The organism is Desulfovibrio intestinalis, from assembly GCF_014202345.1.
Lineage (GTDB): Bacteria > Desulfobacterota > Desulfovibrionia > Desulfovibrionales > Desulfovibrionaceae > Desulfovibrio > Desulfovibrio intestinalis.
Window position 1 is genome coordinate 234,458 of the sequence record NZ_JACHGO010000003.1, and the last position, 14,220, is coordinate 248,677.

General features: G+C 49.3%; 9 protein-coding genes and 4 tRNA genes. 5 read left to right on the forward strand and 8 right to left on the reverse strand.

The genetic code is table 11. The features are described from left to right. Nucleotides 1-983 precede the first annotated feature (983 nt). Nucleotides 984-2,924: a UvrD-helicase domain-containing protein gene (locus HNQ38_RS06195; protein WP_183718549.1), complete on the reverse strand. Its 1,941-nt coding sequence runs from the start codon at nucleotides 2,922-2,924 to the stop codon at nucleotides 984-986. Then, a complete protein-coding gene (locus tag HNQ38_RS06200; RefSeq protein ID WP_183718550.1) occupies nucleotides 2,914-4,797 on the reverse strand; it encodes an AAA family ATPase in 1,884 nt (627 codons plus the stop codon). Before HNQ38_RS06200 ends, HNQ38_RS06195 begins: the two co-directional genes overlap by 11 nt. Nucleotides 4,798-5,167: 370 nt before the next feature. Here HNQ38_RS06200 and HNQ38_RS06205 point away from each other — a divergent pair, with 370 nt between their 5' ends. Next, the gene (locus HNQ38_RS06205) at nucleotides 5,168-5,617 is read left to right on the forward strand and encodes an ATPase (RefSeq protein WP_183718551.1); all 450 of its coding nucleotides are present in this window, start codon (nucleotides 5,168-5,170) and stop codon (nucleotides 5,615-5,617) included. Between the two features lie 811 nt (nucleotides 5,618-6,428). Next, nucleotides 6,429-8,423, forward strand: coding sequence for a methyl-accepting chemotaxis protein (locus HNQ38_RS06210; RefSeq protein WP_246388020.1), 1,995 nt, complete (start codon nucleotides 6,429-6,431; stop codon nucleotides 8,421-8,423). 207 nt (nucleotides 8,424-8,630) lie between these two features. On the opposite strand, the gene HNQ38_RS06215 is transcribed toward HNQ38_RS06210, so the two are convergent. The 6 genes from HNQ38_RS06215 to HNQ38_RS06240 all read right to left on the reverse strand — a co-directional run bounded on the left by HNQ38_RS06215 (nucleotide 8,631) and on the right by HNQ38_RS06240 (nucleotide 11,399). Then, a complete protein-coding gene (locus HNQ38_RS06215; protein ID WP_183718553.1) occupies nucleotides 8,631-8,906 on the reverse strand; it encodes a hypothetical protein in 276 nt (91 codons plus the stop codon). 629 nt (nucleotides 8,907-9,535) lie between these two features. Further along, a tRNA-Gly gene (locus tag HNQ38_RS06220) sits at nucleotides 9,536-9,610 on the reverse strand. A 5-nt stretch (nucleotides 9,611-9,615) separates the two neighbouring features. Next, nucleotides 9,616-9,690, reverse strand: a tRNA-Gly gene (locus HNQ38_RS06225). A 36-nt stretch (nucleotides 9,691-9,726) separates the two neighbouring features. Continuing rightward, a tRNA-Cys gene (locus tag HNQ38_RS06230) sits at nucleotides 9,727-9,800 on the reverse strand. Between the two features lie 11 nt (nucleotides 9,801-9,811). Continuing rightward, nucleotides 9,812-9,886 (reverse strand) — tRNA-Gly (locus HNQ38_RS06235). Nucleotides 9,887-10,094: 208 nt separating this feature from the next. Continuing rightward, entirely contained in the window at nucleotides 10,095-11,399 is a 1,305-nt protein-coding gene (locus tag HNQ38_RS06240; protein WP_183718554.1) for an AMP-binding protein, read from the reverse strand. A gap of 265 nt (nucleotides 11,400-11,664) precedes the next feature. Here HNQ38_RS06240 and rsfS point away from each other — a divergent pair, with 265 nt between their 5' ends. Genes rsfS through HNQ38_RS06255 form a run of 3 tightly spaced genes read left to right on the forward strand, consistent with a single transcriptional unit; the run spans nucleotide 11,665 to nucleotide 13,957 of the window. After that, nucleotides 11,665-12,150, forward strand: a complete 486-nt coding sequence (rsfS, locus tag HNQ38_RS06245; RefSeq protein WP_246388021.1) for a ribosome silencing factor — start codon at nucleotides 11,665-11,667, stop codon at nucleotides 12,148-12,150. Between the two features lie 3 nt (nucleotides 12,151-12,153). Further along, on the forward strand, nucleotides 12,154-13,722 hold the full coding sequence (gene gpmI / locus HNQ38_RS06250; protein ID WP_183718555.1) for a 2,3-bisphosphoglycerate-independent phosphoglycerate mutase: 1,569 nt from the start codon (nucleotides 12,154-12,156) through the stop codon (nucleotides 13,720-13,722). Then, on the forward strand, nucleotides 13,715-13,957 hold the full coding sequence (locus tag HNQ38_RS06255; protein WP_183718556.1) for a hypothetical protein: 243 nt from the start codon (nucleotides 13,715-13,717) through the stop codon (nucleotides 13,955-13,957). The genes gpmI and HNQ38_RS06255 overlap by 8 nt, the downstream gene beginning before the upstream one ends. Nucleotides 13,958-14,220: the final 263 nt, after the last annotated feature.

Genomic DNA, 14,220 nt, shown 5'->3' on the forward strand with positions numbered 1-14,220 from the left:
CGATACCGAATATTGTTTTTAGTAGCGCGTAATATAAGTGCTTTTTAGTTTGTGCCCCAGAGTGTCATTCCAGCGAATGTTACCGTCAGACGAGACAGCAGAAGGGCGGTGACAATAATGACACAAAGCACAATTTGTTGGCTGTTGGCTTATATTATACGCTGTTAATTGTGACAGTTGCGGTAATGAGGCTGTTTTTAAGAAGAGGATGCGGTTCGGCTGGTGCGCGTTTGGTTGCCGCCAATTGTGTCTGTCGCTAGTTGGGGATTGTGGCCCTGAAGAGGGCCAGATTACCACGGGCAGAATGTAAACAGATACGCCCCCGAGATTCGAGGGCGTATCTGTTTGTTCGTGTGGTCTGCCGCCCCGGTTTACCGAAAGGGCAGGGGGGTATTATATGTTGTTATAACGCTAGGCGACGGGTGCGAAAGTTACTTGCCGCGGTTTGCCTTGGCCTTTCGCTTTTCCGCCATTTTCTTTCTATGTTCATCTTCTTCAAGCTGGGCACGCCGCTTGTCAAAAGGCACTCAGCCACAGTTCATGCGGTCCATTGGCAGCCAGCCTTTCTTGAGGGCGAGCAGATAAAACGCTGCAACACCACCAAAGATCAGCAATAAAATCAAGATATCTGCCATAGTGTTCTCCTGCTGCCGGGTGGTGCTGCATGGGTGGCAAGCAAATGGGTATGCGCCTGCACGTTTGCCAGTAGCCATAAAACTGCGGTGCAGCACTGGAATTTTTGCATACGATCAGCGCCCGGCGTGGCAAGGCTTGAGCAGCCTGGCCATACTATCAAAATGCTGCTGAACAGCGGAAAGTCCAGCCTTGCAGTGATGTGTGGATGGATTTTCTTAGCGTAGAACTATGGATGTGGCAATGGCGTGGGGATACACGAATGGCCGCTCGTTTGTAACAACTCTTCAATAATTAGAGGCTCAGAGATTAAATCGGTAGTTAATTTTCAGATAGAAAAATATCGCTGATCAAATGCTGGTCAATTCAAATCCAAATTGCTTTAAGCGCTCTTTTTGTTCTTGATTGGGAGATGGTATTGCCCATATTAACCAATGTCTTGGTCGAGAGCTTGCAACATACGCAATTCTGGCTGCTTCGTTATGCTGATTTTCTAGCCAGTGTTCCCAGTGCGAATCTTGACTACCGCTCTTGCTGGATGAAGAGACAACCATCACGGCATCAAATGTTTCACCTTTAACGCTATGAATAGTTGTGATTTTAGTGTCAATTGCCGCTGAGATAGTGTTTCCAACATAATTTGAAATGATGTTGTCATTTCCGTTTTGAGGTTTCTTAAAACGTCGACCATCAAGTTTTTGGAATGACTCAGTCAAGCAGTTAACAGGCGATTTTTTAAGCTCATTGAACACAATGTCATTTATTGATAAAAGAACTTTTGGAATCCAAGCTGCCCAAGATTGATTAAGATCAGAAATGTATTGGTGAGATGTAACTATATTAGTTAGAATTCCAGATAAAAAAATACGCCAATCCTTGGGCGTGCACTCATCAGGACAAAAAAAATTTTGCCTTGAAAAATGGCTTTTCTGTAAAAATTTATTAGTAATAAAATCACCGAGGTTTTCAAAGGCTATTTTCTTTTCTTCTATGCTATTAATCCCCCAACAATAAATGGATCTTGCAAATTTTTCGTGATCTCGAGCCCCTGATTGTTTCGAGGGGCGCATTTTATTCACGGTGCTCCATCCTCTGGCCAAAATCGCGGATGAGCGCACGCATTCATTAGACATAATATTGTCATTAAACCATTGAGGAAGAATCGCGATCTTATCACGAGGATAACACAAGCAAACACAAGGATTTTTGAGTAGTTGGTGTTGCATTCCTTGAGGAGGGGGGACCTCCGCTATAAGCTTATTGCATGTGTTTACAATTGATTGGCAACTGCGATGGTTAACAGAAAGTGCTAATGTTTTTATATTTTTTTCTTGAATAAAATTTTTGATAATATTTATATCTACATGGCGAAATTTATAAATCGCTTGGTTCAAATCTCCAACTAAATTGATCTTTACTCCACTGTCTAAAAGCTGATCCAATATATCAATTTGTACAGGTGACAAATCTTGGCACTCATCAATAATTATAAGCCTAAATCTATTAGCAAACAATTTTTTGAAATAGGCATGATTTTTAATCAAACGAAAGCAGAGAATTTCAGCATCTTGGTATGTGCAGAATCCAGCTTTCCAAAATTTTAATTTTGTCTTTGAGAGGTCTTTGACTTGCCAGTCCACAAGTCTGACCTGCTCTCTTTTTGTATCATTGCCCTTATCTGCAGAAGAAAAAATAATTTTACCCGAAGTAGTATAATAAAATTCATGGGCCTTCAGCTTTCCAGTCTGTGCCATCCCATAGTATGATTCATAATGTTTCAAAAATGGCGAGCGCGAATCATTTTCAATTAGACGCATCGATTTGTCACCTTGCTTCCCTTCATATTTTGTAAGCAGATGGCTAAATGGATGCAGTATAAACCCGTGAATCCAACTATCTATTGTTCCGATAAAATGTGGAGATGATATTGCTTCAGCGCCAATTAATTGGGCTGTTCTGGATTTTATGACAGACGCCGCATTATTAGTAAAAGTAAGGACAGCAACGCCGGAATGGCTCGACGGCCATGTTTTGATAATATGGGCAGCCCTCAAGGCGACCGATTCAGTTTTGCCGCTTCCCGGACAAGCGGCAAGGTGGATGTTGAGATTACTCGGTTCACAAACAAATTCTAATTGCTCCCTTGTTTTTTCATTGATTCGGCATGCTGAATATTCTGAGCATAGAGGGTGTCGTGATCCATATGATCCCTTACATTCTTCGGCACTTATTCCTTGGGGTTTTCCGCAAACAAGAGAGGCGATTTCTTCAAAAAGTTGTTCATGCCTCATGTGAAACCCCACATGCCCACAAAACTGCTTTTTTTATATAGATGGGGACTACAAATTTTCTACCTGGATATCTCTGCAAAAAGGATGCGAGGCGCTGCGAATACTCTCCCTTATCAATATGCTCTAAAAGATATAGAGAATTATCTGCTCGAATCTCAATACAATCAGTATGCATTGATTTTTCATATAAACGCTTACAGACTTTTGGGCCACAAAGTGGCGCAGCGATTTTCATCATGATTTGACAATTTTTTGCATTCTCCATTGATAGGTCATATTCGAGTGTTTTGAGGGGACTATGGTATAGTCTAGCCCAAGTCGATTGATTGATTTTATCCATCAGAGAATTAACAGCATGGTTGCCAGATTTGTCAGGAGGGGAGATTGGCTTGCTTTTCGCGTAGGTTTTTTTGATGCTGCCATCGTTATCCGGAAGTTCGATTTTTGCTCCCGGGGGGTCATAGTCAGTTATGCCTGAACATCGGATCGGAATGTTTAAAGCATTGTCAGCCGCGTCTGGCAGATTGGCAAAAAATTGCATAAAATGTTTAAAATAAATTCCATTCATATTTATCACTGAAACACCAGCCTCTTCAAGGGAAGAAGGTATGTTTGTCTCTCCAGTCGCACGGCGCTGTTCAACTAGGATACGTTGTGCAAGTATTGGGATGAGCATTGCCTCCGCGATTCCTTCAACTAGAATGACCCCTTTTGCAAAAAATAGAGTTGATTTTGTTATATCAAGCCATCTCTCAATAAAAGAGAGGCTTAAAGGATGTAGCCCACACTGGCTTAGTGGTGTGGCAATAGGTTTGTCATTAGTGCAGGAAAGGTGGATTAGTGAGCTTATTCGGCTCGAAGCTGAAAGGATTGGTGAATGAGTAGTCATAATGACTTGAATATTATTCTTTTCAGAAATATCTTTAAAATAATTAAGTAGCTTGACTTGAAGCTGAGGGTGCAAATGGGCTTCCGGTTCTTCAATTAGAAGTACTTTTAAATATGTTTCTTCATTGATTGAGGTTAGTTCTGACAATACCGTGGCGATATAAAGAAGGTTGTTATATCCGAGGCTATTCTCTTCCAGTCCTCTATAAAATTCATTTTCGCGATCTATAAGGCCGGGAAAAAAGAATAATCTCAACCTCTCAACAATATTGTCAAAATTTGTTTCTGAAAACTGTATAAGAGTTGACTGTCCGAAGGTGTGACCAAGAGATTCTTTTAACCGTTCGCGAATTATAGCGTTTGCCCTAGCAATCACTCCTTCGCTATCATTAGCTAATTCTGCATTGAATAATTTAACTTTTTCTTCAAGGGTCACACCTTGGATGGATAAATTTTCTCTGTCGCTTTTATTTAAATTTTTGAGTAGTCGCGCAAGTCGAGATGCTTTTCCTTCTCTAAGTTTTGATTCGGCATCTCGTAACGGGGGAAGATATATGCAATTGATAGTATCAAATAATTCGAATTCAAAAAAACTTGATTTTGCATCTCCTCCCCATTGAGTCTTTTTGAAACGGCCTCGACTATTTTGCTTATTGTCTACTTCTATTGTTAATTTGGCAGTGCCAGAGAGATCGGTCCACGGTAAAAATACGGACATCTCTGCGTCAGACATTCCTGAGCAAATGAGCTGAAGTCTGAAAGAACGGGATGCTTCGTGCTGCCCAAAGGGTTTATTAAAATCTGAATTAAAAATTGGTGTTCTGCCAAACTCATCTTCCATAAGTAATAGTCGAATGGCATCGATCACAGCTGTTTTACCAGACCCATTCTCGCCGACGATTATATTAACCCCCTTGGAAAATTCAATATTAAATGGATCTTTGAATCCCTTGTACCCTTCAATAAAGAGTTGGCTAATGTGCACGAATTACCTCCAAGGGACTATTGTGATAGGTACTTTTTTATAAAGGTTATCGCTTTTTTTGGCTTTAGCCAAGGCCAAGTATGATCCGAGATTAAGCTCTTACATGTTGACGAGAACATGTCTCACGATTAATATCATTACACTAATTCCCAATGGCAGCACGCGCAGCTGGTAAAATTTGCGCGTATTCTGCCCGGCGTCTGTGCTGGGTTTCTTTATTGATGGTTAGCCATCATCAGCATATTTTGCCGGGTCGATAGCTCCGAATACAACACCTCGTTCGCGGGGAAATAAGAGCAGCGCTCATTGGGCGTAGTTGAGTCCCGGCATTCTCAAAGTAATGCCTATACTAAACCCAATGGAGTGCCTTATGTCCCATTCTTCTCCGAGTATAATTCCACAGTCTCAATCTCCCTCGCCCCATCCTTTCAGCCATGCGGAACTTGCCGCGCGCGTTGAGCGGTTTCAAAAAGCCGCGCAGGACTTGCTGGCCGTATATGAAGCGCCAGTGCGCAGTGAGGATGCCGCGCCGCAGCCAACCACAAAGGCACAAGGCGAAACCCGCTGTTACTACTTTTCGCCGGGTGTGGCCCAGCACGAACGGGAGCTATTGAGCCACTATGGCGCGCAAGATTTGCGCGGGCTTTTGGGGGAAGCGCATATGCTTCTGGCAGGCTTGGTCAAGGTAATGAAAAGCGTAAGCCGCGACGTGCGCGTAAGGGGCCATGTGATTGTCAGCCTGGGCCGCCTGCTCGATCAGGTGTCAGCCCTGCTGCTACGCATGAAAAACGTTTATGATAAGGTTGAGCCTGTTCGCTGACGTAGCGATTGTCAGCCCCCCCCCCAAGATACAAAAAAATACAAGCAAGCAACGGTGGTATGGGGCCGTAACCGCCTGGCAAGCTGGCGCAGCGGTAATTTTATTAGTGGTTCGCCCGGTGGCGAAAATGCAGCCGCTCTTTATTAGGTGAGAGCCTTTTTGTTTTTCTACACAGCTTCAAAACGAATTGATGGCAACATGTGTAGGAGTGTGCAGAAGTTTTTCTGCGCACTCCTATGTTTTTGTGGGGGCTTTTTGGCCGTACTGGCACAAGTGTCTTCTTGATTGTTTCTGCGTCTGGCGGGTTTTTGAGCATAAATTGAGTAACACATCAATTTTTCTAGAAAAAATGAAAATGCGCCAGCGGGAGGAGCGTCGCGTAACGAAAACACAACTTTTTGAAGCTCATTACAATTCTTTTTGGCTTCTTTTTTACCAGGCTTTGAAAGGCTGTTTACCCGAATAAAAATACTTCTTCATTATAAAAGAGTTATCTTTTTATGAACTTCGGTATAAATAGTTTTTTACTTATTTTTTAATGCATTACATGTTTATTTGTAATGCGGATAATTAATATTGCCGAAGCGATTAAGAAACGATACTATTAAGAAACCCAGACAATACAATCAGCAGGCTGTTCTTACGGCCTTCTATATATTTCGCCCAATGCAAAATTTACCGGTATGGGCTGTTAAGGAGAATGTTCATGAAATTCGGTCTATTGTCTAAAATGATCCTTTTTATCTTTGTCCCGGCAGTTCTAGGACTGATTTTGATTACGGGAATAAACTATAAAATGTCAGAGGATGTCATGCGTCAACAATTGCGGTCAGACATGGCCCAGATTGTTCAAACGCAAGCTGTTGGCCTGCAAGCTGTAGTTACAGGGCTGCAGGATTCGCTAGGCATTATCGCGCAGGATAATCGGCTTGCGCGCTATAGTGCCCTTTATGAAGCAGAACCGGGCAACCCGGAAGTTTTTCGCTCCAGGGAAGCTCTGGATGCGGATGATGTTCTGGCGGGGCTTGTCAATGCGTCTGATAATCTTGCCTACAGCGGTTTTATTACGCCGGATGGAAAAGTAATTGCCCATCATGTCAGCGGTCAGGCAGGCCCAAGTAAATCCGTTGGTTCAGACTTTTCCAATCGTGAGTATTTTAAAGAAGCCATAAAGGGTAAAACCGTCATTGCGGATATTATCAGTGCAACCACAGGGTTGCCGTCTACCGTGATTGCCATGCCCGTAAAGCGTGACGGTAAGGTTATCGCTATTGTTACTGTTGGCACTGACAACGTAAATCTGGCAAACGCCACCAGCAACAAAATCAAGGTGGGCGAAAAAGGCTTTGCCTTTGTGTACGATTATACCGGTCAGGTTGTCATGCATCCCGATACCAAGGCGCTTGCGCGAAAAGATGGCAACAAGCCGCATGTGCAGAAAATGCTTGCGGAAAAGCAGGGGCGCGCCATCTACACTGACAGCAAGGGTGACGAAAAATCCGTCTATTTTGAGACGTTGCCTGAAGAAGGCTGGCTGGTTGCGCTTGAGGTTGACCGTGAGGAAATTGCGGTTCCCATCGAAAAAATGCTCGCCAACTCCCTGATGATCGCGGGCGCCTGCGTTTTAATCGTGGGGGTCATGATTATTCTTTCCGCGCGCGGCATTGTGCGTATGGTCGGTGGTTTTTCCGGTATGGCCGAAGCCGTGGCTGCCGGGCGCCTTGAAACCGGAGCTGCCGAGTCATTGTTGCTGGCGCAGGCCCAAAAACGCAAAGACGAGTTTAGTGTGCTGGGGCAGGGTATGGAGCGTATGGTGGGCAATATTAAAAGCCTGCTTGCAGAAAGCGAACAAAAAACACTGGCCGCCGAAGAAGCAACCGTTGAGGCGCAGCAGGCCACCCTCAAGGCGGAGGAAGCCGCCCACCGTGCCGAAAGCGCCAAGCGTGAGGGTATGCTGGCTGCCGCTAATCAGCTGGAAGGCGTGGTGTCTATTATTTCATCCGCATCCAGCCAGCTTTCTGCCCAGATTGAGCAGTCGGACCGTGGCGCGTTGGAATCTGCCCACCGCCTCAGTGAGGCTGCCACAGCCATGAATGAAATGAATGCTACCGTGCAGGAAGTGGCGCGCAATGCCTCTACTGCGGCCAATGTGTCTGCTGAAACCAAGGCCAATGCCGAAAACGGGGCCGTTATCGTGCAGAACGCTTTGCAAAGCATCGATCAGGTTCAAAAGCTCTCTATGGAGCTTAAAGGCGATATGTCGCAGCTTAACGATCACGCCCAGGCCATTAGCAAGATCATGAACGTTATTTCTGATATTGCCGACCAGACGAACCTTCTGGCGCTCAATGCCGCCATTGAGGCCGCCCGCGCTGGCGATGCCGGGCGAGGCTTCGCCGTTGTGGCCGACGAGGTGCGCAAGCTCGCTGAAAAAACTATGGCGTCTACCAATGATGTGGGCCATGCCATCAAGTCTATTCAGGAAAGTTCCGCGCAAAGTGTTGCCGCAATGAACAAGGCCCTGCTGGAAGTGGAAACCGCCACCAAGTTTGCCAGTCAGTCTGGCGAGGCGTTGCAGCAGATTGTCAGTAATGTCGAGTCCACGGCAGATCAGGTGGGGGCCATCGCCACTGCCAGTGAAGAGCAGTCTGCCGCCAGCGAAGAAATCAACATGTCCATCGTTCAGGTGAACGACATGTCTGCGCAAACGGCTCAGGCTATGGCCGAGGCCAACCGGGCCGTTAGTGAACTGGCGCGGCAGGCACAGGCGCTCAATAATCTGATAGTTGAGATGAAGCAGAGCTAGCTTCTTTGACATTGCCACGCAAAAGCCCCCTCGGCATTAATATGCCGGGGGGCTTTTGGTCTGAAACAGAATAATCTTGAATGTGTGATACTTCAAAATTGTCATTCAGCATAAAAATGTAATTTGGGCGGATCCACACTTGTGGCGACGCACTGCACTCTCGCGCGGCAGGGCGTTTTAGCTTTGAAAAATCAAATGCTATGGATTTTATTTTGTGTCTGTGTTTGATTTATTGGCGCATTCACTGAAATACTGTTTATTTTTTTTCATAAAGTATTCCAGATTTTTTTCTTGCATTGCATTCCACAGGTCAAAAATATCTGAATATCTTTTGCTTGCTAAAAGTACGTTGAGCAGCTTGCAAAATTCGTCTGCTTTATTTTCATCAGTAAAATGAAAACTGAAATCTCCGTCGCAAACCTCAAAATGAAGCTCACCGTTATCGGTTCCAGGCTCACTTAAATTAATCACAGCATATGCCATAGCGTACTCACCGTTAGCGTTTGTTTTGGCGGTTTAGTTGCTCCACCCGTAATCTATGCAAGCAAGGTAACGTATACAGCTCTGTGGCGTCATTAGTTTTTTGAACAATATTTGACGATGCAGGCCAAACACGCGCCAGAGCCAACTGCGTGCGCCTGAGCTGATTGTGAGTATGCCAGAGCCGAAAGCGCGCCTGTGCCGATCAAACGGGCCGTGCAGCCTGTGAGTATGTCAGAGCCGACTGCGTGTAAGGCCGGGCCTGCCGCGCGTCTTAGCCCTTGTGCGTAACCTCATGACGTCAATGGGTAAGACTGTACCACCGTGCGTAAACTCGTGCCAGGCCGTGCGCAAGGCTATGTTGACAGGGCGATCTGAGGCAACTGTGGGCAAGTTTGGCCCGTGCGCCTTCAGCCTATGCCGCCAGTGGGCAAAACTGCACCAGATGTGGGCAAGGCTGCATCAACTATACACAAACCAGTGCCTGCCGCGCAGCTTGCGTATCGCTTAATTTTGCAAAGAGGGCAGGGCCGCGCCGCGCGATTTTTATGATGCCTGCTGCGGGCCACAAAGAATGTTGCCAAAAACAAAAATGCCTTTACGAAGTAATTCGTAAAGGCTTGATTTTTCTCTGGAGCGGGAAACGGGATTTGAACCCGCAACCTTCAGCTTGGGAAGCTGACACTCTACCGTTGAGTTATTCCCGCAAAAGTGGAGCGGGAGACGGGATTTGAACCCGCGACTTCAACCTTGGCAAGGTTGCACTCTACCACTGAGTTACTCCCGCATGGTCTGCGAACGGCGAAGCGTGAAAAATACTTTTTGGAGGCGGCATCCAGATTTGAACTGGAGATGGAGGTTTTGCAGACCTCTGCCTTACCACTTGGCTATGCCGCCAGCAAAAAAAGTGGAGCGGGAGACGGGATTTGAACCCGCGACTTCAACCTTGGCAAGGTTGCACTCTACCACTGAGTTACTCCCGCTCAACGAGGTACGCTTTTACGTCTATTGAACCTGAGTGTCAAGCATTGTTCCACAATTTTTGAAAAGTTTTATTTTTTTCATCGTGCCAACAGGCGCAAAAAAGCCTGATAAACCGCATGGAAAGCCAGTATGAGTGAAATAAAGCATAGGCGAACCGCCGTAAAACGGTTCGCCTTCAATTTTGCGTCATGCGCCAGGCCTTCGCGGCTAATCCTTGCCGCGCTGATCCACTATGCGCTGGGCCTTGCCTTCTGAACGCTGGATGGAGCGCGGTTCCATCAGGCGCACCTTGGCCGTGACGCCCAGGAATTCCTTGATGTTCTTTTGCAGGCGGTTTTCAAGCATCTGGAGCTTGCGAATCTCGTCGGCAAACAGGGTGTCGCTGACTTCCACGCGCACTTCCAGCGTATCCAGATTGTTAACCGTGCCCACAATGATCTGGTAGTTAGGCGTGAGGCCGTCGCTTTCCATAAGCAGGCCTTCGATCTGCTGCGGAAAGACGTTGACCCCGCGTATGATGAGCATGTCGTCACTGCGGCCCTGCAAGCGCGATATACGCACATGGGTGCGGCCACAGCTACAGGGTGTGTAGTTCAGGCTGGTGAGGTCGCGGGTGCGGTAGCGAAGCATGGGGATGCCCTCCTTGGTGAGGGTGGTCAGCACCAGCTCGCCCACCTGGCCGGGGGGCAACTGCTCGCCAGTTACCGGGTCAATGATTTCGGGCAGAATGTGATCTTCCCAAAGGTGCATGCCGCACTTGGCTTCCACGCACTCCATTGCCACGCCCGGCCCCATAATCTCAGAAAGGCCATAGATGTTCATAGCGTCTATGTTCATCTTTTCTTCGATGTCGCGCCGCATGGCCTCTGTCCAGGGCTCGGCACCGAAGATGCCTATGCGCAACGGCAATTCGCGAAAGTCCACTCCGGCTTCCTGCGCGGCTTCCCACAAGTGCAGGCCGTAGGAAGGCGTGGCGCACAGCACCGTGGCTCCAAAATCGCGCATAAGGTGCGCCTGACGGCGCGTGGCCCCGCCGGAAGCCGGAACCACAGTGGCCCCGATGCGCTCCGCGCCGTAGTGCGCGCCAAGCCCGCCCGTGAACAGGCCGTAGCCATAGGCCACATGCACCACGTCTGAGCGGGTAACGCCCGCGGCGCCCATGCTGCGGGCCATAAGCTCGGCCCAGTTTTCAAGGTCGCGGGCGGTATAGCCCACCACCACGGCCTTGCCTGTGGTGCCGCTGGAGGCGTGCAGGCGCACGATGTGGTCGCGCGGCACGGCAAAGAGTCCGAAAGGATAATAATTGCGCAGGTCCTGCTTTTCGGTAAAGGGCAAAAGCTTCAGGTCGGCCAAGGATTTGATGTCGGCAGGGGTGATGCCTACCTCGTCAAAACGTTTGCGATAGAAGGGCACGTTGGCGTAAACGCGGTCGCACAAATTGCGCAGACGGCGCAGTTGCAACGCTTCCAGTTCTTCGCGGGGCAGGGTTTCCTGTTTGATATTGAAAAGCACGACCCTCTCCTTATAATAGCTGGCATTTGGCGGCATGGGCCGTCAAAAAAAGAGAAAAAATGGTTTTGTAGTATGTAAACCCTTTCCGGTATGCCGCAATGTCCGCACCGGGTCAACAAAAACGGGGGGTGGGGCCGGGGCGGCGCGTCACGAATTGGCTGAAAAAACAGCAAAAATATAAGATCCGTTTATCTGGAGAAAAAGTCGCGGCAGCGGCGGCAGCGCCTGCATGCGGCTGTGGCTGCGCAGTTGGCAGGTACGGGGTATGGAGCTGCAGCTTCGGGAAGCCATTGCCCTTGACGCGGCTTTGCGATATGTGCTTGCTATGGAAAATAATCACCCCAATACGACCCCCGGGGGCCGCGCCCCCAAACAGTTTTCAGACGTTCCCGCTAGCCGCAAGGCGGCGGATGTGGCCCAATGGCTTGAAGAACACAAGGCCCTGCGCGTGGTTTGCCTTGATCTTGAGGAGCAAGGCGGCTTTGCCGATGCCCTGATCATCGCCAGCGCCGGTTCGGTGCGTCATGCCCAAAGCCTCGCCGATGGCGTGAGTTTGATGTGCCGTGAGAAAAACTATGAATTTCTGCGCACGGAAGGCTACGCCACCGGGCAGTGGATACTGGTGGATATGAACGATATTATCGTCAATATCTTTCAGGAACCCGTGCGCGATCTCTATGCCCTCGAAGCCCTGTGGGGGCACGGTTCTGGATATGCCAAAACCGCAGGGCAAGAAGACCGCGGAGAATAATATATGACGCCAACGCTGCTGCTGATACTGGATGGCTGGGGCATAGCTCCGCCTGGGCCGGGCAATGCCCCTTCCCTGGCGCGAACCCCCAATCTGGATGCCCTTGTTGCCCGTTGCCCGCATGGTCAGCTCATCGCCTCCGGGCGGGATGTAGGCCTGCCCAAGGGGTATATGGGGAACTCGGAAGTGGGGCATCTGAACATCGGTGCAGGGCGCGTGGTCTATCAGGATATGACCCGTATCGACGTGGCTGTGGAGGACAGTTCCTTCACGGCCAACCCCGTCATTAATGATGTTCTGGCGGCAGCCAAACGCAGCGGCGGCAGGCTGCATCTCGTGGGCCTGCTTTCCGGCGGCGGCGTTCATAGTCATATCCGCCATCTTGAAGCCCTGTGCAGCATGGCTGCCGGGCAGGACATCCCCGTGCGCGTGCACGCTCTTATGGATGGCCGCGATTGCGAACCGCACAGTGGCGCGGATTTTATCCACGAGCTTGAAACGAGCATCAAGGATCAGCCGCAGACGCGCATTGCCAGCCTCGTGGGGCGTTTTTACGCTATGGACCGCGACAAGCACTGGGAGCGGGTCAGCGAAGCCTGGAATGTCATTGTGCATGGTCAGGCTCCTACGGCGGCTAACCCCTTGGCGGCGGTGCAGGCCTCATATGAGGCTGGTATTACCGATGAATTCATGAAGCCCGTGCGCTTTGACACGGGCGACGCTGCCGCCGGCATGGCCGACGGCGATGCGGTCTTTTTCTTCAACTTCCGGGCTGACCGCATGCGCGAACTGACGGCGGCCTTTATCACGCCCGGCTTTGAAGGTTTTGACAGGGGCGAGATGCCCGTGCTGTCGGCTCTGGCGTCCATGACGTCCTATGAGGCCAGCTTTACCTTGCCAGTGGCTTTTCCCAAAGATGCGACCACTCACGGTTTGGGCCAGGTTGTGTCGGAGCAGGGCATGCGCCAGCTGCGTCTTGCTGAAACGGAAAAATACGCCCACGTGACCTATTTTTTCAATGGCGGCGTCGAGGAGCCCTTTGTGGGGGAAGACCGTATTCTTGTACCGTCGCCGCGCGATGTGGCCACCTACGACCAAAAGCCCGCCATGAGCGCTCCTTTGGTGACGGATGAATTCATCAAGGCCTGGAATTCGGGGCAGTATGACCTGGTGGTCTGCAATCTCGCCAACGGCGATATGGTGGGGCATACAGGCATACTTGAAGCCGCCATTCAGGCCTGCGAAGTGGTGGACCAGTGCGTGGGCCGTATGGTGGAAGCTGTAGAAGCCCGCAAGGGCCGCATGCTTGTCATTGCCGACCACGGCAACTGCGAGGTCATGCTCACGCCTGAAGGTCATCCCCAGACAGCCCATACCACCAATCCCGTGCCCTGCATTCTGATGGAGCCGGGCGGTGCGGTGAAAGCCCTGGCTGCTGGCAGGTTGTCTGACGTAGCCCCAACGCTTCTGGCCCTGTGGGGACTGAAGCCTTCATCCCCCATGACGGGGCGTAATCTGGCCCTGGACAGCGATGCCGCGGATCAGGCGCACAAGGAGGCCGTCCGTGGCTGAGCGTAAGAGACCCATCGAGCCTGTGGCTCCTGATGGCATGGAAATTCTTTTTTTCTATCAGTGCCCCGGCTGTGGCAAGCATGTGCCGCAGGCCAGCCCCACCGAGCCGCGTATGGTGCGCTGCCCCGGCTGCGGAGAGGGTTTTCCCATCATTCCCGTGGACGAACACAGCTTGCACTATGTGCGTATTATGCTGGCGGAGGGAAAGGCAGCCGCTGACCCGGATTTTTTGTAGTACAAGAAACTGTCCTGACAAAACTTTTGGCTGAAAATTTTCAGCGCCGAAAGGATTGATGAAAAACCCGGTTGTTGCCTACGCAATAGCCGGGTTTTTGGTATGTGTCATTTGAATGGAAATGCTGCTGCTGTACGATGTCGCGAGCGGTAAAAAAATTTTTACGAAAAATCTTGCTAATGGTCATGAATCCGTGTAAAAAGACTTTCAACCTAAATGTAGGTATTGAGTTTTTCTTGTGGGATGATTTAAACGAGAGGAAG

What these genes read in the sequence shown, in the direction of transcription:
- HNQ38_RS06195 (WP_183718549.1), bottom strand. Translation starts at nt 2,924, where the DNA reads ATGAGGCATGAACAACTTTTTGAAGAAATCGCCTCTCTTGTTTGCGGA.
- HNQ38_RS06205 (WP_183718551.1), top strand. Translation starts at nt 5,168, where the DNA reads ATGTCCCATTCTTCTCCGAGTATAATTCCACAGTCTCAATCTCCCTCG.
- HNQ38_RS06210 (WP_246388020.1), top strand. Translation starts at nt 6,429, where the DNA reads ATGCGTCAACAATTGCGGTCAGACATGGCCCAGATTGTTCAAACGCAA.
- HNQ38_RS06215 (WP_183718553.1), bottom strand. Translation starts at nt 8,906, where the DNA reads ATGGCATATGCTGTGATTAATTTAAGTGAGCCTGGAACCGATAACGGT.
- rsfS (WP_246388021.1), top strand. Translation starts at nt 11,665, where the DNA reads ATGGAGCTGCAGCTTCGGGAAGCCATTGCCCTTGACGCGGCTTTGCGA.
- gpmI (WP_183718555.1), top strand. Translation starts at nt 12,154, where the DNA reads ATGACGCCAACGCTGCTGCTGATACTGGATGGCTGGGGCATAGCTCCG.